Origin of the sequence: Streptomyces winkii, assembly GCF_032248595.1 — a bacterium.
Taxonomy (GTDB): domain Bacteria; phylum Actinomycetota; class Actinomycetes; order Streptomycetales; family Streptomycetaceae; genus Streptomyces; species Streptomyces winkii.
In genome coordinates this window covers 384,180-405,069 of the sequence record NZ_JASTTH010000003.1, presented here as the reverse complement: position 1 = coordinate 405,069, position 20,890 = coordinate 384,180, and the positions used below count along the sequence as shown (strand labels likewise).

General features: G+C 72.0%; 19 protein-coding genes. 3 read left to right on the top strand and 16 right to left on the bottom strand.

Annotated features, from left to right (window positions below; translation table 11 throughout):
• Positions 1-26: 26 nt before the first annotated feature.
• From QQM67_RS10335 to rpsD, 12 genes are all read right to left on the bottom strand, one after another.
• A complete protein-coding gene (locus QQM67_RS10335; RefSeq protein ID WP_314173390.1) occupies positions 27-1,157 on the bottom strand; it encodes a M24 family metallopeptidase in 1,131 nt (376 codons plus the stop codon).
• Between the two features lie 162 nt (positions 1,158-1,319).
• Positions 1,320-2,393, bottom strand: a complete 1,074-nt coding sequence (locus QQM67_RS10330; RefSeq protein WP_399066081.1) for an AAA family ATPase — start codon at positions 2,391-2,393, stop codon at positions 1,320-1,322.
• Positions 2,394-2,593: 200 nt separating this feature from the next.
• Positions 2,594-3,721 (bottom strand): 3-dehydroquinate synthase, encoded by a 1,128-nt coding sequence (gene aroB / locus QQM67_RS10320; RefSeq protein WP_314173389.1) that lies wholly within the window; start codon positions 3,719-3,721, stop codon positions 2,594-2,596.
• Positions 3,718-4,233 carry a shikimate kinase gene (locus QQM67_RS10315; protein ID WP_314173388.1) on the bottom strand — a complete coding sequence of 172 codons (516 nt, stop codon included), beginning with the start codon at positions 4,231-4,233 and terminating at the stop codon, positions 3,718-3,720. The genes aroB and QQM67_RS10315 overlap by 4 nt, the downstream gene beginning before the upstream one ends.
• The gene (aroC, locus tag QQM67_RS10310; protein WP_314173387.1) at positions 4,230-5,414 is read right to left on the bottom strand and encodes a chorismate synthase; all 1,185 of its coding nucleotides are present in this window, start codon (positions 5,412-5,414) and stop codon (positions 4,230-4,232) included. Before aroC ends, QQM67_RS10315 begins: the two co-directional genes overlap by 4 nt.
• 148 nt (positions 5,415-5,562) lie before the next feature.
• The gene (locus tag QQM67_RS10305) at positions 5,563-6,432 is read right to left on the bottom strand and encodes a shikimate dehydrogenase (protein WP_314173386.1); all 870 of its coding nucleotides are present in this window, start codon (positions 6,430-6,432) and stop codon (positions 5,563-5,565) included.
• The gene (mltG, locus tag QQM67_RS10300) at positions 6,432-8,135 is read right to left on the bottom strand and encodes an endolytic transglycosylase MltG (protein ID WP_314173385.1); all 1,704 of its coding nucleotides are present in this window, start codon (positions 8,133-8,135) and stop codon (positions 6,432-6,434) included. Before mltG ends, QQM67_RS10305 begins: the two co-directional genes overlap by 1 nt.
• A gap of 125 nt (positions 8,136-8,260) precedes the next feature.
• Entirely contained in the window at positions 8,261-8,725 is a 465-nt protein-coding gene (ruvX, locus tag QQM67_RS10295) for a Holliday junction resolvase RuvX (RefSeq protein ID WP_314173384.1), read from the bottom strand.
• Positions 8,725-11,397, bottom strand: a complete 2,673-nt coding sequence (gene alaS / locus QQM67_RS10290) for an alanine--tRNA ligase (protein ID WP_314173383.1) — start codon at positions 11,395-11,397, stop codon at positions 8,725-8,727. Before alaS ends, ruvX begins: the two co-directional genes overlap by 1 nt.
• Complete coding sequence (locus tag QQM67_RS10285) at positions 11,397-11,741, bottom strand: DUF6167 family protein (RefSeq protein ID WP_314173382.1); 345 nt, start codon at positions 11,739-11,741, stop codon at positions 11,397-11,399. Before QQM67_RS10285 ends, alaS begins: the two co-directional genes overlap by 1 nt.
• A gap of 7 nt (positions 11,742-11,748) precedes the next feature.
• A complete protein-coding gene (locus QQM67_RS10280) occupies positions 11,749-12,195 on the bottom strand; it encodes a DUF948 domain-containing protein (protein WP_314173381.1) in 447 nt (148 codons plus the stop codon).
• 488 nt (positions 12,196-12,683) lie between these two features.
• Positions 12,684-13,310: a 30S ribosomal protein S4 gene (rpsD, locus tag QQM67_RS10275; protein ID WP_314173380.1), complete on the bottom strand. Its 627-nt coding sequence runs from the start codon at positions 13,308-13,310 to the stop codon at positions 12,684-12,686.
• A gap of 170 nt (positions 13,311-13,480) precedes the next feature.
• On the opposite strand from rpsD, the gene QQM67_RS10270 reads away from it, so the two are divergent.
• Positions 13,481-14,200 carry a DUF2470 domain-containing protein gene (locus QQM67_RS10270; protein WP_399066361.1) on the top strand — a complete coding sequence of 240 codons (720 nt, stop codon included), beginning with the start codon at positions 13,481-13,483 and terminating at the stop codon, positions 14,198-14,200.
• A gap of 48 nt (positions 14,201-14,248) precedes the next feature.
• On the opposite strand, the gene QQM67_RS10265 is transcribed toward QQM67_RS10270, so the two are convergent.
• From QQM67_RS10265 to QQM67_RS10250, 4 genes are all read right to left on the bottom strand, one after another.
• The gene (locus QQM67_RS10265; protein ID WP_314173378.1) at positions 14,249-15,664 is read right to left on the bottom strand and encodes a replication-associated recombination protein A; all 1,416 of its coding nucleotides are present in this window, start codon (positions 15,662-15,664) and stop codon (positions 14,249-14,251) included.
• A 56-nt stretch (positions 15,665-15,720) separates the two neighbouring features.
• Positions 15,721-16,356 carry a vitamin K epoxide reductase family protein gene (locus QQM67_RS10260; protein WP_399066071.1) on the bottom strand — a complete coding sequence of 212 codons (636 nt, stop codon included), beginning with the start codon at positions 16,354-16,356 and terminating at the stop codon, positions 15,721-15,723.
• 70 nt (positions 16,357-16,426) lie between these two features.
• Positions 16,427-17,689: a histidine--tRNA ligase gene (gene hisS / locus QQM67_RS10255; protein ID WP_314173376.1), complete on the bottom strand. Its 1,263-nt coding sequence runs from the start codon at positions 17,687-17,689 to the stop codon at positions 16,427-16,429.
• A gap of 11 nt (positions 17,690-17,700) precedes the next feature.
• Complete coding sequence (locus tag QQM67_RS10250) at positions 17,701-18,420, bottom strand: MBL fold metallo-hydrolase (RefSeq protein WP_314173375.1); 720 nt, start codon at positions 18,418-18,420, stop codon at positions 17,701-17,703.
• Between the two features lie 232 nt (positions 18,421-18,652).
• Between QQM67_RS10250 and QQM67_RS10245 the strand changes: the two genes are divergently transcribed.
• Positions 18,653-19,495, top strand: coding sequence for a peptidylprolyl isomerase (locus QQM67_RS10245; protein WP_314173374.1), 843 nt, complete (start codon positions 18,653-18,655; stop codon positions 19,493-19,495).
• A gap of 160 nt (positions 19,496-19,655) precedes the next feature.
• The gene (locus tag QQM67_RS10240) at positions 19,656-20,888 is read left to right on the top strand and encodes a DUF349 domain-containing protein (RefSeq protein WP_314173373.1); all 1,233 of its coding nucleotides are present in this window, start codon (positions 19,656-19,658) and stop codon (positions 20,886-20,888) included.
• The last annotated feature ends 2 nt before the right edge of the window (positions 20,889-20,890 follow it).

Here is a 20,890-nt window from a genome sequence, read left to right as displayed (position 1 = left end):
CCCCGGCTCCGTCGCCCCCTCAGGGGCTAGAGAGCGAGCAGCTCTTTGGTCGTGATGGTGAGTAGCTCGGGTCCGCCGTCCGCCGCGGGGCGGACGACGAGGGTGTCATCGATCCGGACACCGCCCTGGCCCGGAAGATGGACCCCGGGCTCGATGGTGACCGGCACACAAGCGTCCAGTTTACCCATGGCCCCAGGTGACAGCCGAGGGTCCTCACCGATTTCCAGTCCCACCCCGTGGCCCGTCGCGGAGCCGAGCGCCTCGGCGTGCCCGGCGCCCCTCAGCACCTGCCGCGTGGCCCGGTCGACGTCGCTACAGGCCATGCCCGGAGTCAGCGCCTCCCGGCCGGCCCGCTGAGCGGCGAAGACCAGGTCGTACAGCTCGACCTGCCAGTCCTCGGGAGCGGTTCCGATCACGAACGTACGCCCGATCTGGCAGCGGTAGCCGTGGTATTGGGCACCCAGGCGCACCGAGAGGAAGTCGCCCTCCTCCACCCGCCGGTCGGTGGGACGGTGCTGCGCGAGGCCGGAATTGCGTCCCGTCGCCACGCACGTGGGGAACGCGGAGCCCTCGGCCCCGTGGTCGATGAGCCTGCGTTCGAGCTCCAGGGCGAGATGCCGTTCCGTGCGTCCGACGAGGATCGACTCCAGCAACTCGCCGAGCGCCTGGTCAGTGATCTCGGCGGCGATGCGCAGGGCGGAGATCTCCTCGTCGTCCTTGATGACGCGCTGGGTCTCCACGGGGCTGGCGAGTGCCGACAGCCGGAGCGAGGCGGCGACGGACGCCATGGCTCGGTACCGGGCGACGGTCAGATGGTGCTCCTCGACGGCGAGCATGCGGGCGCCCGCCGTCGCGGCCAGGTCGGCGGCCGCCACGGCCGGGTCGCCCTCGGGGCTGGAGAGCCGGCCGGTGCGCAGCTCGTCGTCGGACGGGCCGCCCGCGTAGTGGTCGGGGCCGTCGGCGGAGGCCGGGCCGAGCATGGTGTCGGTGCCGTCGGGTCCGATGAGCAGGGCGGCCCCGCGCGGCGGACGGCCGGTCAGATAGCGGATGTTGGCGGGTCTGGTGATCAGGACCGCGTCGGGGGGACCGTCCTTCGCCGCAGTCGCGGAGCAGCGCTCGCGGAGCAGCGCGCGGCGAGCCACATGGACCTCGGACATGTTTCCGAGCCTACGGAGAGCCGCGCCCGGGAGCAGTCCGTGCGGGGCCGTGCGGGCGACGGAGCCCGCCGCGCGGCCGGGGACTCCGCGCCACGAGCGGCCGGGGTCTGCGTGGGGCGCCCTGTCCGTGCGCAGGGTGGGGGCGCCGGCGCATGTCCGGGCTCACCAGCGCGGGGGGCTCGCCAGGCTGCGGGCCACGACGTCGTCGAGCATCCGGGCCGTGGTGGCCACGTCCTGGCGGGAGTTGTCGATGATGGGCAGGCCCGAGCCGTACCAGCCCGCCATGCGGCCGTGGATCTGCGCGACCTCCTCATCGCTGAGGCGGCGGTTGCCGCTGCGGGCGGCGTTGCGCTCCAGCACGATCTCCAGCCCCGGCAGCAGCACGACGGGGATCATCCCGGGCCCGACGTGGCGCTTCCAGCCGCCGAGTCCGACCACGGGGCGGTCGGGGAAGACGGCGTCGTCGAGGATGCACGAGATGCCGTTGGCCAGGAAGTTGCGGGCGGCGAAGCCGCAGGTGCGGCGCGCCAGCCGGTACTGGGCCTCGGAGTGGTCGTTCCAGCCGCTCTGCGGGTCGGCGAAGCCCGAGCGCACCCACTCGCGTACGTCGTCGAGGCTGATGTGCGAGGTGGGCACGGCCCGCCGGTCGGCCCAGTAGCGGGCGACGGTGGTCTTGCCCGCGCCCGCAGGGCCGATCAGCAGCACCGCGACGGCGGCGCGGGTCGCATCGAGCTGCGCGGGGTCGGCGTCGGGCGTGGGGATCTCGACGGGTGCGCCACGGGAGAGCTGGAGATGGCCCGTGGACTCGGTGGGGTGGACCTCCATGTCGCCATATCCCTGGCCGTGTCCCTGCGGCGGGGGTGCGGGCACCGGCGCGTTCGGCACCGGCGGCGGCGCACCCGGGGCGGGCGGAGGCGGTGCGGGGGCCGGCGGCCGGCCGGGTACGTGGGGACGCCCCGGCGGCTGAGCGGGCGGCTGTGCCGGGGGCTGGAGAGGGTGTTGCGGCGGCGGCTGGGAGTGGGCTCCGGCACCCGGCCAGTTCGGCTGCGGCGGCTGAGCGGGTGCGGGCGGAGGTGGCGGGGGCGCCTGTCCGTTGAACTGCCCGTCGGTCTGGCCGCTGAACTGGCCGTCATGCTGGCCGCTGAACTGTCCGTCGTGCTGGGGACGCGTGCCCTGCTGATCGCCCGGTACGGAGTCCGGAGGAGGGACGGGCTGTTGCGCCCCGTACTGCTGCATCCGCTCCCCAACTCCGCTCGCCGCCGCCGACGCCGCCCCCGCAGCGCCATGATTGTGTGACAGTACCGGAAGGTACCGTCCTGGTCGTTCCTGTTGAACGGCGGAGACCAGCGACGAGTGCCCATCGACGGGAATCGACCCGGCCGTTCGGTCCGGTCTGCCGACCCGTACGACCGCCCCGCTCGCCTCCGCTCAGTCCGCTACGCGGCGATCTCCGCGTGTGCCGCGAGCAGCATCGCCGGGTCGGGCCCCTCCAGCACGGACGGCTTCGCCAGGCCGTCGAGGACGATGAAGCGCAGCAGGTCACCCCTGGACTTCTTGTCCACGCGCATCGTCTCCAGCAGCTTCGGCCACTGGTCGCCGCGGTAGGTCACGGGCAGCCCCACCGACTCCAGTACGGCGCGGTGCCGTTCGGCCGTGGCCTCGTCCAACCGGCCCGCGATACGGCCGAGTTCGGCCGCGAAGACCATGCCGACTGAGACGGCGGCGCCGTGCCGCCACTCGTACCGCTCGTTCTTCTCGATGGCGTGGGCGAGCGTGTGCCCGTAGTTGAGGATCTCGCGCAGGCCGGACTCCTTCAGGTCGGCGGAGACGACCTCCGCCTTGACCCTGATGGAGCGCTCGATCAACTCGGCGGTGTGCGGGCCCGAAGGGGAGCGCGCCGCCTGCGGATCGGCCTCGATCAGGTCGAGGATGACCGGGTCCGCGATGAACCCCGCCTTGATGATCTCCGCGAGGCCGCCGACGTAGTCGTGCACGCCCAGCGACTCCAGCGCCGCCAGGTCGCACAGCACCCCCGCGGGCGGGTGGAAGGCGCCCACGAGGTTCTTGCCTTCGGCGGTGTTGATGCCGGTCTTGCCGCCGACGGCGGCGTCGACCATGCCGAGCACGGTCGTGGGCACGGCGACCCAGCGCACGCCGCGCAGCCAGGTGGCGGCGACGAAGCCCGCGACGTCGGTGGTCGCGCCCCCGCCGACGCCGACGATCACATCGCTGCGGGTGAAGCCGGTCTGCCCCAGCGCCTTCCAGCAGTACGCGGCGACCTCGGCGGTCTTGGACTCCTCTGCGTTCGGCAGCTGTACAGCGATGGCCTCGTAGCCCTGCGCCGCCAGGTCTTCGCGCAGCACCTGGCCGGTCTCGGCGAGCGCTTCGGGGTGGAGTACGGCGACGCGCTTGGCGGCGGTGCCGATGAGCCCCGCCAGCTCTCCCAGGAGCCGGTGCCCGACCAGCACGTCGTACGGCGGGGTGCCGTCCCGGCCGCCGACGGTGATGCGGGTGTGCGGGTCGCTCCCGTTCGAGGCGGCGGGAGGAGCGGTCTCGCTGGTCATTTCTGCTTCAGCTCCAGGATGTCGAGGATCTCGCCGGCGACCTCGTCGGGCGTGCGGTTCTCGGTGCTGACGACTGCCCTGGCGACCTCGGTGTAGAGGGGGCGGCGCGCGTCCATCAGCTCCCGCCACTGCTTGCGCGGATTCATCATCAGCAGCGGGCGCGGTGCGTCGAGCCCGACGCGCTTGACCGCCTCCGCGACGTCCATGTCCAGGAAGACGACGGGAGCCCCGGCCAGCAGCTGCCGGGTCTCGGGTGCGAGCACGGCGCCGCCACCGAGCGCCAGCACGCCGGTGTGCTCGGCGAGCGCCGTGCGTACGGCCTCGCGTTCCAGTGCCCTGAACTTCGGTTCGCCGTCGTCGAGGAAGATCTCGGAGATCGGCTTGCCGGCGGCCCGCACGATGTCCTCGTCGGTGTCGCGGCAGCCGGTGCCCAGACGGCGGGCCAGGAGTTCGCCGACGGTCGTCTTCCCCACTCCCATGGGGCCGACGAGGATCACGGCCGGGCCGGTCATTTGATCTCCAGGCTGTCGAGGAAGCCGGTCACGTTGCGGCGGGTCTCGGGGACGCTGTCGCCGCCGAACTTCTCGGCCACCGCGTCCGCCAGTACGAGCGCGACCATCGCCTCCGCCACGATTCCGGCGGCCGGCACGGCGCACACGTCGGAGCGCTGATGGTGGGCCCGGGTCTCCTCGCCGGTGTGCACGTCGACGGTGGCCAGGGCGCGGGGCACGGTCGCGATCGGCTTCATCGCGGCCCGTACGCGCAGGAGTTCACCAGTCGAGAGCCCGCCCTCGGTGCCGCCGGAACGGCCGGAGCTGCGGCGGATCCCGTCGGGCGTCGAGACGATCTCGTCGTGCGCCTTGGACCCCGGCACGCGCGCCAGCCCGAACCCGTCGCCCAGCTCCACACCCTTGATCGCCTGGATGCCCATCAGGGCCCCGGCCAGCCGGGAGTCCAGGCGCCGGTCCCAGTGGACGTGCGACCCGAGGCCGACCGGCACCCCGTGCGCGGCCACCTCCACGACGCCGCCGAGGGTGTCTCCGTCCTGGTGCGCCTGGTCGATCTCCGCGACCATCGCCTTGCTCGCGTCGGCGTCGAGGCAGCGGACCGGGTCGGCGTCCAGCCGCTCCACGTCGCCGGGCTGCGGGACGGTTCCGTACGGGGCCTTGGCGGCGCCGAGTTCGACCACGTGCGAGACGATCTCGATTCCGGCGGTCTCCCTCAGGTAGGAGCGGGCGACGGTGCCGAGCGCCACGCGCGCCGCCGTCTCCCGCGCCGAGGCCCGCTCCAGCACGGGGCGAGCCTCGTCGAAGCCGTACTTCTGCATGCCCGCGAGGTCGGCGTGGCCGGGGCGGGGGCGGGTGAGCGGCGCGTTCCGCGCAAGGCCGGCCAGTTCGTCCGGATCGACCGGGTCGGCGGCCATCACCTGCTCCCACTTGGGCCATTCCGTGTTGCCCACCATGATCGCGACGGGCGAGCCGAGCGTCAGCCCGTGCCGTACGCCGCCGATGAAGGTGACCTCGTCGCGCTCGAACTTCATGCGCGCCCCGCGCCCGTAACCCAGCCGCCGGCGCGCCAGCGCGTCGGCCACCATGTCGGTGGTGACCGGAACGCCGGAGGGCAGTCCCTCCAGCGTCGCCACCAGTGCGGGGCCGTGCGACTCCCCCGCGGTCAGCCAGCGCAACCTGCTCAACGGTGCTCCTCGATCTCGCGCCTCGGCGCCTGTGCGGTCCCTGCCGGATGTGGGCCTGCCCCGATCTTCCCACGTGCGCGGGCGGGGGCAGGTCCGCAGTCCGGTGGCCGGACAGCCTGACGCGCCGTGAACACTGTGCGCGCCCGGATCAGGCCGTACGCGTGTGCAGCGCCGCCTCGCCCGCGGCCCGCATCGCGGCGAGCGGCGCGGGGGCGCGCCCCGTCATCAGCTCGACCTGAAGCACCGCCTGGTGCACGAGCAGGTCGAGCCCGGAGACGACGGTGCCGCCCCGCTCCGTCCACGCCGCGGCGAGCGGGGTCGGCCACGGGTCGTAGAGGACGTCGAAGAGCGTGCCGGGGTTCGGGGGCACGCGGGCCGCGAGTGCGTCGGTGCTGCCCGCCGGGGTGGTGGCGATCACGAGCGGCGCCGCGAACGCGTCCGCCACCTCCGTCCAGCCGGCGGTGCGCACCCGCACGCCGAGGCGCTCCCCCCAGCCGCGCATCTCGCGGGCCCGCTCGTCGCTGCGTACGTACGCGGTGACCTCGCCGTGGCATACCTGCGCGAGCGCGGCCAGCGCGGAGGACGCAGTGGCGCCGGCACCGAGGACGGCCGCCCGTTCGACGCCCGTGACCCCGCGCTCCCGCAGTGCGGCGACGATCCCCGGGATGTCGGTGTTGTCCCCGATGCGCCTTCTGCCCCTGAAGACAACGGTGTTGGCGGCCTCGATGGAGCGCGCGGTGTCACTGACCTCGTCCAGCAGCGGGATAACGGCACGCTTGAGCGGCATCGTGAGGGAGAGGCCCGCCCACTGCTCGTCCGTGGCAGCGAGAAACCCGGCGATGCCCTCCTCGTCGACCTCGTACCGCTCGTACGTCCAGTCCGCCAGGCCCAGTTGCTCGTACGCGGCACGGTGCAGCACCGGCGAGAGGGAGTGGGCGACGGGTGAGCCGAGGACGGCGGCTCGCCGCACGGCCGGTGACGCGGCGGGCGCCGGCCGTGCGGGGTGGTGCGGGTCCATCAGCCGCCGTTCTCCTTCTGCTTGCGCTGTTCCTTGTTGAAGTCCTGGACGTTGCGGTCGTGTTCGGCCTTGCTGTCGGTGAAGCGCGTGTCGCCCGGCTTGACGGTGACGAAGTACAGCCAGTTGCCCTTGGTCGGCTTCAGCGCCGCCTCGATGGCCTGGTGCCCGGGGTTGTCGATCGGGCCGGGCGGCAGACCGGGGTTGAGATAGGTGTTGTACGGCGACTTGAACTTGGTGTCCTCGACCGAAGTGTCCAGCGACGAACGGCCCTTGGCGTAGTTGATCGTCGAGTCGAAGCCCAGCCGCATGCCCTTCGCGAGCCGGTTGTAGATGACGCGGGAGACCTTGCCGAACTCCTCGTCCTGCTGCGCCTCGGCCTGGATGAGGGAGGCTATGGTCAGGACCTCCTCCGGCGTCTTGCCGGCCTTCTTCGCCTCGCCCGCCAGATCGACCTTGGTGTGCTCGGCCTTGGCGCGTCCGACCATGTCCCGCAGGACGTCCACGGGGTCGCTCTTCTCGCCGACGCTGTAGCGCGAGGGGAAGAGGAAGCCCTCCGGGTTGCCCTCGGCGAAGCGCGGCAGGCCCAGGTCGGCGGCGCGGGCGTTCTTGGCGGCCTTCTCCGTCGTGCCCTTGGACTTGCCGAGCTTCTTGTCGACCAGTTCGTAGATCGCCTTCGCGCGCAGCCCCTCGGAGATGATCAGGCCGTTCTGGCTGGCGGGGTCGAGCATCAGCTTCACGGCCGCGGCGCCGGACATCCTCTTGCGGAGGCTGTACGTACCGGGCTGGATGCCGCTCGACTTCTTCTCCGCCTGTGCCGCCTCGACGAACGCGCCCGCGCTCTTGACCACGCCGGCCTTCTGCAACTCGGCGCCCATGTCGGCGATCGAGGCGCCGTCCGGGATCTTCACCTGTGTCTGCCCGGAGCCCTTGCCCGAATAGTCGGGTGCGGGCGCGAAGTACGTCTTGTAGAAGTCGTATCCGTAGTAGCCGGCGGTGCCGAGACCTCCCGCGAGGAGCACCGAGACGACCAGGCACGCGCAGCCGCCGCGGCGCTTCTTCTCGCCGTCGCGGTTGCGGCGGCCGGAGCGGCTGGAGCGCCCCTCGATGTCGTCGTCGTAGTCGCCGTCATCGTCGTCGCGGTCGGCGAAAAAAGCGTGTTCGCCCTGGTCGGGCCCCGGGTCCCAGCCGGTCTCCGGGTCGGCGTCGGGCCGGCCCGCGGGACCCTCCGGACCGCCGGGATGCGGAGCCAGATAGCCGTCCGGGCCGGTCTGGGGACCCGGCTGTGCGTACGGCCCGGGGTAGCCCTGCGGCGGATGCTGCTGTGGATAGCCCTGCTGGGCCGCGTAATAGCCGGGCTGGGAGCCGGTGTTGTACGGGTCCGGGTTGTACGGGCCGGTCGCGGCGGGCATGCCGTGCGGATCCGTGGCAGTCATGCCCTGCCCGGTGTCGTAGGGGCCGGGGCCTCCGGCGCCGTCGTAGCCGCCCTGACCGTAGAACTGCTGCTGCGGCTGCTCACCGTAGTAGCCCTGCTGGTGCGGGACCTGATGCTGACCCGTGGCGTACGGATCGGCGTACTGGCCGGCATAGGGGTCGCCGTCGGCCGGGTAAGTGGCGTCTCTGCCACCGTCCCACCCCTGATCCCCGAAGAGAGGGTCGTCGGGATGCCACGATGGAGGACTCTGCCCCCGGCCATACTCAGTCATCGATCCCCTAGCTCCGCCGGACGGCAGCCGACTGCCGAACGCAATAGGCAGGACACCCGCGGCCGCGTGGGAATGCCTCCCCCTCCGGCGGTTGCACGTGTCGCGGGAACGTTACCGTATCGCGATCAGACAACCACTTCGACGCATTCGCCGGGAGGGCTCCCTGACATCCGCTCAGTCTCCAGAGCACTCTGGAGGATGACCACCGCAGCGGCCTGATCGACCCGTGAGCGGCCCTTCTTGGAGTTCACGCCGGACGCACGCATGTCCTGTGCAGCCGTGACTGTACTCATACGTTCGTCGACCAGCCGAACCGGCACCGGTGTGATCTTCCTCGCCAGCTCTTCCGCGAACGCGCGGACCTTGGCCGCCGCCGGACCCTCGCCCCCGCTGAGGGAGCGAGGGAGGCCCGCCACCACCTCGATCGGCTCGTACTCGGTGACGAGCGCCGCCAACCGCCGCCTGGCGGCGGGCAGATCACGCCCCGGCACCGTCTCGACCGGAGTCGCCAGCAGGCCGTCCGGGTCGCTGCTCGCGACGCCGATGCGGGCGTCGCCCACATCGACGGCGAGACGGCGGCCACGCCGCATCAGGCGCTGCCGCTCTCTGTCACGAGCCGTTCGACGGTGGCGACCGCCTCGTCCACGGCGTCCGGGTTCTGCCCGCCGCCCTGTGCGACGTCCGGCTTGCCGCCGCCGCCACCGCCGAGGGTCTTGGCGGCGGCGCGCACCAGGTCGCCCGCCTTGAGGCCGCGGTCGCGCGCGGCCTCGTTCGTGGCGATGACGGTCAGCGGACGGCCGGCGGTGACGGCGAAGAGCGCCACGACCGCCGGACGCGAGCCCGGGATGCGCTGGCGCACGTCGAGCACGAGGGTGCGCAGGTCCTCCGCGGCGGTGCCGTCCGGGACGCGGGCGGCGGCCAGGGCCACGCCCCGTACGTCCATGGCGCCCTCGGCGATGCCGGCGGCGGCCTGGAGCACCTTCTCGGCGCGGAACCGCTCGATCTCCTTCTCGGCGTCCTTCAGCCGCGTCACCATCGAGGAGATCCGCTCGGGAAGCTCCTCCGGGCGACCCTTGAGAAGGTCCGTGAGCTGGGAGACCACCGTGTGCTCGCGGGCGAGGAACTTGTAGGCGTCGACGCCTACGAGGGCCTCCACGCGCCGCACGCCGGAGCCGATGGAGGACTCCCCGAGCAGCTTGACGAGGCCGAGCTGGGCCGTGTTGTGGACGTGGGTGCCGCCGCACAGCTCCTTGGAGAAGTCGCCGATGGTCACGACGCGCACCCGGTCGCCGTACTTCTCGCCGAACTCGGCGAGCGCACCCTGCTTCCTGGCGTCGTCGATGCCCATGTACTCGGCCGATACGTCGAGTTCGCGGGCCAGCACCTCGTTGATCTTCTGCTCGACGTCCGTGAGCACGGTCCCGGGAACGGCCGACGGCGAGCCGAAGTCGAAGCGGAACCGGCCGGGCGAGTTCTCCGAACCGGCCTGCGCGGCAGTGGGCCCGAGGGCGTCGCGCAACGCCTGGTGGGTGAGGTGCGTGGCGCTGTGGGCGCGGGCGATGGAACGGCGCCTGTCCACGTCGATCTGGGCGTGCGCGGAGGCGCCGACGGTCACCTCGCCGACCTGGACGACGCCCTTGTGCACGGACACGCCCGCGACCGGCTGCTGCACGTCCCGCACCTCGACCACCGCGCCGTTGTCCAGCCGGATGCGGCCGGTGTCGGCGAGCTGGCCGCCGCCCTCGGCGTAGAACGGCGTGCGGTCGAGGACGACTTCGACCTCGTCGCCCTCGTGGGCCGCGGGCGAGGAGACGCCGTCGACGAGCAGGCCGACGACGGAGGCCTCTCCCCCGGTGTGCTTGTAGCCCGTGAAGTCCGTGGCGCCGCTGCCGTCCGCGATCTCGCGGTACGCGGAGAGGTCGGCGTGGCCCTGCTTCTTCGACTTCGCGTCGGCCCTGGCGCGGTCCCGCTGCTCCTGCATGAGCCGCCGGAAGCCCGCCTCGTCGACGGAGAGGCCCTGTTCGGCGGCCATCTCCAGCGTGAGGTCGATGGGGAAGCCCCAGGTGTCGTGCAGCAGGAAGGCCTTCTCGCCGGGCAGGACGGTGCTGCCGGCGGCCTGGGTCTCGGTGACGGCGGTGTCCAGGATGTTGGTGCCGGACCGCAGCGTCTTGAGGAAGGCGGCCTCTTCGGCGAGGGCGACCGTCTCGATGCGCTTGCGGTCGGTCTCCAGCTCCGGATACTGCGGCGCCATGGCCTTGATGACGCTGTCGGTCAGTTCGGCGACGGTCGGGCCGGTCGCGCCGAGGATGCGCATGTTGCGGATGGCGCGGCGCATGATGCGGCGCAGCACGTAGCCCCGGCCCTCGTTGCCGGGGGTGACGCCGTCGCCGATGAGCATGACGGCGGTGCGGATGTGGTCGGCGACCACGCGGAGCGAGACGTCGGTGTGCTCGGCGTCGCCGTAGCGCACGCCGGTCAGTTCGGTGGCCTTGTCGAGCACCATGCGCGAGGTGTCGATCTCGTACATGTTGCGCACGCCCTGGAGCACCATCGCCAGGCGCTCGAAGCCGAGGCCGGTGTCGATGTTCTGGCTGGGCAGGTCGCCGATGATCGGGTAGTCCTTGCCCTCGCCGGGGCCGCGCTCGTACTGCATGAACACCAGGTTCCACAGCTCGACATAGCGCTCGCCGTTGACGGCGGGGCCGCCCTCGGGGCCGAACTCCGGGCCCCGGTCGTAGTTGACCTCCGAGCAGGGGCCGCAGGGGCCGGGGACGCCCATGTCCCAGTAGTTCTCGTCCTTGCCGAGGCGCTGGATGCGCTCCGCGGGCACGCCGACGACGTCGCGCCAGATGCGCTCCGCCTCGTCGTCCTCCTCGTAGACGGTGATCCACAGACGCTCGGGGTCGAGACCGTAACCGCCCTGGTCCTGCGGGGTGGTGAGCAGTTCCCAGGCGTAGACCGCGGCGCCTTCCTTGAAGTAGTCGCCGAAGGAGAAGTTGCCGCACATCTGGAAGAACGTGCCGTGCCGGGTGGTCTTGCCGACCTCCTCGATGTCCGGCGTGCGCACGCACTTCTGCACGCTGGTGGCCCGGTCGTACGGCGGTTTGACCTCACCGAGGAAGTACGGCTTGAAGGGGACCATGCCCGCCGGGACGAGCAGCAGCGTCGGGTCGTCCGCGATCAGCGACGCCGACGGCACGACGGTGTGCCCCCGCTCCTCGAAGAAGCGCAGCCAGCGGCGGCGGATTTCAGCCGACTCCATCAGTGGTCCTCGTTTCGGTCGTTCGGTCGGTCGGGGCCCAGGCGGTGGTGTGCCGGGCCGAGTTGCGGTCTGCGGGCCTGGGCGGGAAGCCCGGGGGCACCCGCGTGGCCGGGCGGCGGTGCGTCGAGCCCGAGGGCGTCGTTCAACTCGCTTTCGCGCTGGGCCATTCCGGCCCGTACGTCCAGGGCGAAGTCCTTCAGGCGGTGGCCGGTGTCGACGGCCTTGTCCGCGGCGCGGACGGCGAGCGCGTCGGGCGCGAGGGAGCGCAGCTTGCGCTGGACCTTGGTGGTGGCCCACACACCGGCTGCGGCGCCGGTGGTGAACCAGAAGGCACGGCGGAACATCTGAGGATCAGCCCTTTCCCCGGCCGCGCCCGCGGCCGCCGCCACCGCGCCGGGCGCCCGGCAGGGTGCGGCTGACGACGACGGGCGGCGGCGTCTGCGATGCGGCGGGCCGCTTCCGGCCCAGCGCACGCCGTACGCCGTAGCCGAAGGCCGCGACCTTCACGAGCGGGCCGCCGAAGGTGGTGGAGACGGTGGAGGAGAGCGCGGAGGCGTTGGAGGCGACCTCCTGGACGTCGGTCGCGATGGCGTCCACCCGGTCCAGCTGGGTCTGGGCGGAGCGCACCGTCGCGGACGCCTCTCCCAGCAGCGGCACGGCCCGCTCCGTGACGCCCGTCACCAGCTTGGTGGCCGCCTTGAGCGTCTGCGCGAGCCTCACCAGCACCACGGCGAGGAACGAGACCAGAATCGCCCAGAAGACCGCCACGAGGAGACCGGCCACCTCTCCACCGGACACGCTGCACCGCTTCCCTCGGGTCGTTCGGGGTCGGCCGCCGCTCCGGCTCGCGCTCGCTCTCGGACCGCATCCGGTGCCCGGACCCGGGCCCGGGCAGCGGCGGCTGTGAGCCCGAGCCTATCGCGCCGGCGGGGCCGCTTCGTACCGCATAAACGACGGCATCGGAGCAGGAGGGACGGTGTGCGCTCCGTCGCCGGAGCGCATGCGCGCCGGCGACGGCGGACGGTTCCGCGGCGGGTGCGGGGACCCGAACGGGCTTGCGCGGCACGCGGGTTGGACGGGTGGCGACGGGACGCTCGACCCGGCCGCCCACGGGCACCCGGTGAACCTGCCGACCCGCAGCGGCGGTTGAGGTGCGCACCCGCACGCCGCGCCTCCTCGGAGTACGCGGCGGCCCGCCGTGCCGGCGCTGGGCGGAATGCCCGGCGCACGCGGTGGCAGGCGGGCCGTGCCGGCGTGCTTCTGGCGCGCCTGTGACGCGCCAGGGCTCAGCGTGCGTAGTACTCGATGACCATCTGCTCGTCGCAAACCACAGGAATCTCCTTGCGGTTGGGCGTGCGGTCCAGCCGGAAGGCGAGCGCCTCCAGGTTGACCTCCAGATAGCGCGGGGTCTCGCCGTCGGGGGCGTAGCCGCCCTCGCGCGCGACCAGGAAGGGGTGCTTGGTGCGGCTGCGCTCGCGGACCTGCACCACGTCGTCCGGCTTGAGCCGGTACGAGGGCTTGTCGACCTTCCGGTCGTTCACGGCGATGTGGCCGTGCACGACCATCTGCCGGGCCTGGTAGATGGTGCGGGCCAGACCGGAGCGGAGCACGAGCGCGTCGAGGCGGCGCTCCAGCTCGATGACGAGCGCGTCGCTGGTCTTGCCGTCCGTCTTGCGGGCGCGGTCGTAGGCGCGGACCATCTGGCGCTCGCTGATGTCGTACTGGGCACGCAACCGCTGCTTCTCCAGCAGCCGGACCTTGTAGTCGCTGTTCTGCTTGCGGCCACGGCCGTGCTCGCCCGGCGGGTAGGGCCGGTGCTCGAAGTACTTCACGGCCTTCGGGGTCAGCGCGATGCCGAGGGCACGCGACTTCTTGACCTTGGGACGCGACTGGTTCACGGAACGGACCTCCATGTAAGTTAGGTGAGGCTTACCTTAGCGGAGGAGAACGTATGTTTCGACCTGGGATTCCCCGCTCCGGCACCGATACCGACCGGGGACAGCCGCGTCCCGTGGACGACGTCCGGGCACCCACTGCCGCGGAGCGCGTACGAACCCTCGTGGAATCCAGCGTATCGGCCGTGCTGGACATTCCGGCGGCCCGGGCCGCGGACCCCGCTCCGCCCGGACACGGCTCCCCGGAGGCCCGCGCCGTCACGGACGACGGCGACGTGGTGCTCCTGGTCCCCGCCTCGTCGCCCGCCGCTCAACTCGCGGGGCGCGCAAGCGGCGACGAGGTCACCGCGGTGATGGAAATCACCGACGTGGCACCCGTCGCGGTTCCGCACCGCGTGCGCGGGCGGGCCTGGATCGCGGGCTGGCTCAGCGCCGTCGAGGCCGGGGAACGGGCCGCTCTCTCGCGGCTGATCGCGGAGCGGCACCCGTCCGGGCCGCCCGCGGCCGACGTGGCGTGGCTGCTGCTGCGGCTGGAGGTCGGCGAGGCGTACGTCGACGACCTGTGGGGCGCGGAGGCCGTCGAACCCGACGACTTCGCGGCGGCGGCGCCCGACCCGATGGCGCCCCACGAGGCCGAACTGCTCCAGCACTTGGCCTCCTCGCACGACGATCAGATGCGCACGCTCTGCGGGCTGCTGGGCGAGCCGGGGCCCGCGTGCGCCGCCGCGGGCGCGCGGGCGGTGCCCCTGTCCGTGGACCGGTACGGAATGCGGGTGCGCTTCTGCGGCATCGAGGGGCAGCCCGCGGGCGCGTGCTTCGACGCGAGGTTCGAATTCCCGGACCCGGTCGAGGATGTGGCTCAGCTGAGGCGGGCGATGCGTCTGCTCTTCGAGGCGGCGGCGGAGTAGCGGGGCCGGCCGGCACGGGCTGGGCGCCCGCACCCCGCCGTGCGGCGCTCAGTCCTCGGGTGACTTGTGCGGCTCCGTGCTCGTGCTCTGCGGTGACTCCTGTGCCGGAACCGCCCCCGTGCCGCGCAGCCGCTCCCGTACGCGCTCGGCCACCTCCGCATAGCGGGCCTCGGCGCCGTAGCGCGTCGGTTCGTAGTAGCGCTTGCCGTGGATCGCGTCCGGCGCGTACTGCTGGGCGGCGATGGCGCCGGGGAGATCGTGCGGATACTGGTAGCCCTCGCCGTGGCCGAGCTTCTTGGAGCCCTGGTAGTGGCTGTCGCGCAGATGCGGCGGGACGGGGCCCGCGAGCCCGTTCCGCACGTCGGCCAGGGCCGCGTCGACAGCCATGTACGCGGCGTTGGACTTCGGGGCCAGGGCGAGGGCGACGACCGCGTGCCCGAGCGTGATGCGCGCCTCGGGAAAGCCGATCATGGCGACGGCCTGGGCCGCGGCCACGGCCGTCTGGAGGGCCGTCGGGTCGGCCAGGCCGATGTCCTCGCTCGCGGAGATCATCAGGCGGCGGGCGATGAAGCGGGGGTCCTCCCCCGCCTCGACCATCCGCGCCAGATAGTGCAGCGCGGCGTCGACGTCCGAGCCGCGGATGGACTTGATCAGGGCGCTCGCGACGTCGTAGTGCTGGTCGCCGTCGCGGTCGTAGGTGACCGCCGCCCTGTCGACCGCCTCCTCCAACGTGGCCAGCGTGACGGCGGTTTCGCCCTTCGCGAGGGCGGCGCCCGCGCCCGCCTCCAGCGCCGTCAGGGCGCGCCGGCCGTCGCCGCCCGCGATGCGCAGCAGGTGGCCCTCCGCCTCCGGAGGAAGCGTGACCGAGCCGCCGAGGCCGCGCTCCTCTTCGAGGGCGCGGCGGATCAGGGAGCGCACGTCCTCCTCGGTGAGCGCCTCCAGCGTGAGCAGCAGCGAGCGCGAGAGCAGCGGCGAGATCACCGAGAAGTACGGGTTCTCCGTCGTGGCGGCGATCAGCGTGACCCAGCGGTTCTCCACCGCGGGCAGCAGGGAGTCCTGCTGGGCCTTGCTGAAGCGGTGGATCTCGTCGAGGAAGAGAACGGTGTCCTTGCTGTACGCACCGGAGGAGCGCCGAGCGCTCTCGATCACCGCCCGCACCTCCTTCACCCCCGCCGTAATGGCCGAGAGCTCGACGAAGCGCTTGTCGGTGGCCTGGCTGACGACATACGCGAGCGTCGTCTTGCCGGTGCCCGGAGGCCCCCACAGCATCACGGAGGAGGGCCCGGCGGGGCCGCCTCCGCCCTCGCCGACGAGGCGGCGCAGCGGGGAGCCGGGGCGCAGCAGATGCTGCTGGCCCACGACATCGTCGAGGGTGCGCGGGCGCATCCGCACTGCCAGGGGGCTGGCGGACGGATCCTGCGCCTGACGTTCCTCTGCGGCCGCGGTGAACAGGTCGGGTTCCACGCCAGGAACCCTAAATCAACCGTCTGACAACCGGCTCCCGGCCGCCCTCGCCCGCCTCAGCCCGTCCAGAACTCCCACCAGCGCATCAGGACCAGCAGCCCGATGACGCCGATGTGCAGCGCCGGCAAGACCCAGGGGAACTCCTCCAGGAAGCCCCGCACCGGCGCGGGCGCCGGCAGGAAGCCGTGCCGCACGTTGTGCGCCGTCACGTACCAGAACATGACGATGGTGGCGACCCAGGCGAGGGAGCACCACAGGCACAGGGCGCCGATGTCGTACAGCGACTGGTACATGAGCCAGGTGCAGAATCCGACGCCGAAGAGCGTGCCCGCGTTGAACGTCAGCCAGTACCACCGGGGGAAGCGCGCCCCGGTGAGCAGGCTCATCCCGACGCAGATCACGACCGCGTACGCGACGAGGCCGATCATCGGGTTCGGCACCCCGAATGCCTCGGCCTGCGCGCTCTTCATGATGCTGCCGCAGGAGATCACCGGGTTGAGGCTGCACGCGGGCGTGAAGTCCGGGTTCTCCGCCAGCTTGATCTTGTCGAGGGTGATCACCCAGGACGCCAGAAGGCCCGCGGCCGCTGTGACAAGCAGCATCCAGGCGAAGGCACGGCCGGCGCCGACGACGCTCCCGGAAGGCTCGTCCACACCGGTGCGAGCGTCGTCGAGGGGTGCCGTCATGGTCATAAGCCCTTGATCCCGTCGTCGGTCGTCTTCTGCCCCGTGTGCCGCTCATTGTGCACCAAGGCCCGCACGGTCAGCGGAGTTTCGCGGCCACCTCGGCCACCACCCCGTCGAGCTGTACGGCGGTCTGCTCACCGCTGCGCAAATCCTTCAGCTGCGCCACGCCCTGAGCCAGGTCCCGCTCCCCGACCAGCAGCGCGAAGCGCGCGCCGGAGCGGTCCGCGGACTTCATGGCGTTCTTCATGCTCTTGCCGCCGTAGGCGAAGTCGGCCGCGACACCGCCCCTGCGCAGCTCCGTGACCACTCGGAAGAGTGTCCGGCGCGCCTCGTCGCCGATCGGGACGGCGAACACGTCCGTGGCGGAGGGCAGTTCGAGCTCGACGCCCTCCGCACGCAGCGCCAGCACGGTGCGGTCGACGCCGAGGGCCCAGCCGACGGACGGCAGTGCCGGACCGCCGATCATCTCCGAGAGCCCGTCGTAGCGGCCGCCGCCGCCCACGGCGGACTGCGAGCCGAGCCCGTCGTGCACGAACTCGAAGGTGGTGCGCGTGTAGTAGTCGAGGCCACGCACGAGCCGCGGGTCGTCCTCGTATCCGACGCCGGCCGCCGTCAGCAGCTCGCGCACCTGCTCGTGGTACGACTTGCAGGCCTCGCACAGGTGGTCGCGCATCATCGGCGCGTCCGTGAGCTGCCGCTGCACGCTCTCCCGCTTGTCGTCCAGCACACGCAGCGGGTTGATCTCGACCCGGGCGCGGGTGTCCTCGTCGAGGTCGAGGCGGCGCAGGAACTCCTGGAGGGCGGCGCGGTAGACGGGCCGGCACTCCTTGTCCCCCAGCGAGTTGAGCAGGACGCGGAAGTCGCGCAAGCCGAGCGAGCGGTACGCGTCGTGCGCGAGGATCACCAACTCGGCGTCGAGCGAGGGGTCTTCGGCGCCGATCGCCTCGGCACCGACCTGCGAGAAGTGCCGGTAGCGGCCCTTCTGCGGGCGCTCGTACCGGTAGTACGAGCCCGAATACCAGAGCTTGACCGGGAGGTTGCCGCTCTTGTGGAGGTTCGCCTGGAGGGCGGCGCGCAGCACGGAGGCGGTGCCTTCGGGCCGCAGGGCGAGTTCGTCGCCGCCCTTGGTGGTGAGGGTGTACATCTCCTTGGTGACGATGTCGGTGGACTCGCCGACGCCGCGCGCGAAGAGCTCGACCTGCTCGAAGCCCGGTGTCTCGGTGTATCCGTAGCCCGCGCGGCGCAGAGGAGCGGAGAGCGCCTCCCGCACGGCGAGGAAGTCGGCGGATTCCGGCGGGATGAGGTCGTAGGTGCCCCTGGGGGCCTTGAAGGTGGTCACGGAAGGTCTCGTCACATTCCTCGTCGCGGGGCGGCGGCGCTCGTACCGCCGCCGCCCGGCCCGGCGGCCACCTCCCGCATGAACGGATTGGTGGCGCGCTCCCGGCCGATGGTCGTCTGGGGGCCGTGCCCCGAGAGCACCACGGTCTCGTCCTCCAGCGGCAGGCACACGCGCGCCAGCGACTGAAGGATCTCCTCGTGGTCGCCCCCGGGAAGGTCGGTGCGTCCGATGGAGCCGGCGAAGAGCAGGTCGCCCGAGAAGAACACCGGCGGCACATCTGCCTGTTCGGGCATCCGGAACGTCACCGACCCCTTGGTATGGCCGGGCGCGTGCGTGACGGTCAGCTCAAGCCCCGCGAGCCGCAGCGTGGACCCGTCGGCGAGCTCCTCGACGTCGTCCGGCTCCCCCACGGTCAGCTCGCCCATCAACGGCTGCCCGATGCTGCGGCCCAGGGCCTTCTCCGGGTCGCTCATCATGTAGCGGTCCTCGGGGTGGATCCAGGCGGGCATCCCGTGGGCGCCGCACACCGGCACGACCGACGCGACGTGGTCGATGTGGCCGTGGGTCAGCATGACGGCGACCGGCTTCAGCCGGTGCTTGGCGACGGCCTCCGCGACGCCCTCGGTGGCCTGGTGGCCAGGGTCGATGATCACGCACTCCTCGCCGGCGGCGGGGGCGACCAGATAGCAGTTGGTCCCCCAGGCCCCGGCGGGGAACCCGGCAACGAGCACGATCGTCCTTCATTCGTCCGGAAGTCGGTCAGCGGCGGACGGGCTGCCCTGCCCGGAGCCGGCCGCGGGCCTGCGGCGATCCGGGCGGTCCGCCCCCGCCGATCAGGCTCGTCACAGCCTACCGGCGGCGGCCACGGCGCCGCGAACCCGTGTACGTCACGGCCGGACTCTGGTACGTACGCATGCATCCCCACGCACGCACGGCGCGAAGGACCCGAAGGAGAAGCCCCCCGTGGTCAGCAGCGAACAGCGCAGGAAGCAGCTCGCACGCGAGAAGTACCTGAGGCAGCAGGAGAGACGGGCGGCACGCAGGCGGCGGGCACGGCTGCGCAACATCGGGATCGCCCTCGCCGCGGTGCTGGTGCTCGGGGCGGGCGCGGCCTACGCGGCGTCGGGCGGCCTCGGCGGCGACGAGAAGAAAGACTCCTCGCGCGACAAGGCGGCGGGCGACCGGCCCTCTCCCAGCAAGGCCTCCGACCCGTGCGACAAGCCCGCCGAAGGCAAGCCGAACGGCAAGAAGTGGGACAAGGAGCCCGCCCTCGACATCGACGAGTCCGCGACGTACGCGATGACCCTGAAGACGACGTGCGGCGACATCGGCATCGACATGGACGCCTCGAAGGCACCGCACACGGTCAACTCCTTCCGCTTCCTGGCCGGGGAGAAGTTCTTCGAGCACACCGCGTGCCACCGCCTCGTCGACGGCGGCATCCACGTCCTCCAGTGCGGCGACCCGCTGGCCACCGGGAAGGGCGGCCCGGGCTACACGCTCCCGGACGAGAACCTCAAGGATCCGCGCGTGAAGGGCGGCACCTACCCGGCGGGCACCGTCGCGATGGCGAACAGATACGACGCGAAGACCAAGAAGGGCAGGGACACGGGAGGCAGCCAGTTCTTCCTGGTCTTCGAGGACACCGAGCTCCCGCCCGACTTCACGCCGTTCGGAAAGATCACCGAGGGCATGGACGTGCTGAAGAAGATCGCCAAGGCCGGATCGACCCCCGATCCGCAGACGGGGAACACCCGGCCCAACGCGACTGTGGTGATCGAGCGGGCCACCGTACGCAAGTCCTGACCGGCACAGCCGTATACGCACAGTGCCCTTCGCGTGCACAATTTCGCTCCGTCCGCATGCGGACAGCGCGGGCGACGTTCGCCTATGTTGGCAATGACGAGATCTGTGGACGATGCCGGGGGGCCCGCACCCAGCCTGGGCATCTTGTGGAGGAGGCGCTGTGAGCAGCGACCCGTCGTGGGGCCGCGTCGATGAGGCGGGGACCGTTTACGTGCGTACAGCCGACGGCGAGAAGGTCGTCGGATCGTGGCAGGCAGGCTCCCCGGAGGAAGCGCTCGCCTACTTCACGCGCAAGTACGAGGGCCTGGTCGTGGAGATCAGCCTCCTTGAGCGGCGCGTGAAGACCACCGATCTGTCCGCGAGGGACGCCACCACCGCGATCGAACACCTCCGGGAGCAGGTCGACGCGCATCACGCGGTCGGCGACCTGGAGGCGCTCGGCAAGCGGCTCGACGCCCTGACGGAGACGGTGGAGAAGCGCCGCGAGGAGCGCAAGGCGGAGAAGGCCCAGCAGAACGAGCGGGCCCGCCACTCCAAGGAGGAGCTGGTCGCCGAGGCCGAGGAACTGGCGCAGAGCGAGCAGTGGCGGGCCGCCGGCGAACGGCTGCGCGCCCTCGTCGAGAACTGGAAGCGCCTGCCGAGGCTGGACCGCAAGACGGACGACGAGCTGTGGCGCCGCTTCTCCCATGCCCGTTCGGCCTTCTCCAAGCGGCGCAAGGCCCACTTCGCGCAGCTCGACGCGCAGCGCGAGGAGGCCCGTCAGCGCAAGGAGAAGCTGGTGGCCGAGGCCCAGGCCCTCTCCGACTCCCGCGAGTGGGGCCCCACCGCCGCCAAGTACCGCGATCTGATGCAGGAGTGGAAGGCCGCGGGGCGTGCGCAGCGGGAGCACGAGGAGGACCTCTGGCAGCGCTTCCGCGGCGCGCAGGACGTCTTCTTCCAGGCCCGCAGCGAGGTCTTCGCCGAGCGCGACGTCGAGCAGCGGGAGAATCTGGCCCGCAAGGAGGAGCTGGCCGACGAGGCCGAGAAGCTGCTTCCCATCAGCGATCTGAAGTCCGCCCGCAACGCCTTCCGCGCGCTCAACGAGCGCTGGGACGCGGTGGGTCATGTGCCCCGCGACGCCCGGGCAAGGGTCGAGGGCCGCATGCATGCGGTGGAGCGGGCGATCCAGGAGGCCGAGGAGTCCGAGTGGCGCCGTACGAACCCCGAGGCGAGGGCGCGCGCCGCGGGTCTGACGGGGCAGCTCCAGGACGCGGTCGACAAGCTGCGCGGCCAGGCCGAGAAGGCGCGTGCGGCGGGGAACACCGCCAAGGCGGAGAAGCTGGAGAAGGAGCTGGCGGGCCGTCAGGAGCTGCTGGACCAGGCTCTGAAGGGGCTGGAGGAGTTCGGCGGCTGACG

Coding starts and splice junctions, on each gene's coding strand:
- ruvX (WP_314173384.1), bottom strand. CDS start 8,725: ATGCGGCGTGGCCGCCGTCTCGCCGTCGATGTGGGCGACGCCCGCATC.
- QQM67_RS10335 (WP_314173390.1), bottom strand. CDS start 1,157: ATGTCCGAGGTCCATGTGGCTCGCCGCGCGCTGCTCCGCGAGCGCTGC.
- QQM67_RS10285 (WP_314173382.1), bottom strand. CDS start 11,741: ATGTTCCGCCGTGCCTTCTGGTTCACCACCGGCGCCGCAGCCGGTGTG.
- rpsD (WP_314173380.1), bottom strand. CDS start 13,310: ATGGAGGTCCGTTCCGTGAACCAGTCGCGTCCCAAGGTCAAGAAGTCG.
- QQM67_RS10330 (WP_399066081.1), bottom strand. CDS start 2,393: ATGCAGCAGTACGGGGCGCAACAGCCCGTCCCTCCTCCGGACTCCGTA.
- aroB (WP_314173389.1), bottom strand. CDS start 3,721: ATGACCAGCGAGACCGCTCCTCCCGCCGCCTCGAACGGGAGCGACCCG.
- QQM67_RS10315 (WP_314173388.1), bottom strand. CDS start 4,233: ATGACCGGCCCGGCCGTGATCCTCGTCGGCCCCATGGGAGTGGGGAAG.
- alaS (WP_314173383.1), bottom strand. CDS start 11,397: ATGGAGTCGGCTGAAATCCGCCGCCGCTGGCTGCGCTTCTTCGAGGAG.
- QQM67_RS10305 (WP_314173386.1), bottom strand. CDS start 6,432: ATGGACCCGCACCACCCCGCACGGCCGGCGCCCGCCGCGTCACCGGCC.
- QQM67_RS10260 (WP_399066071.1), bottom strand. CDS start 16,356: ATGACCATGACGGCACCCCTCGACGACGCTCGCACCGGTGTGGACGAG.
- mltG (WP_314173385.1), bottom strand. CDS start 8,135: ATGACTGAGTATGGCCGGGGGCAGAGTCCTCCATCGTGGCATCCCGAC.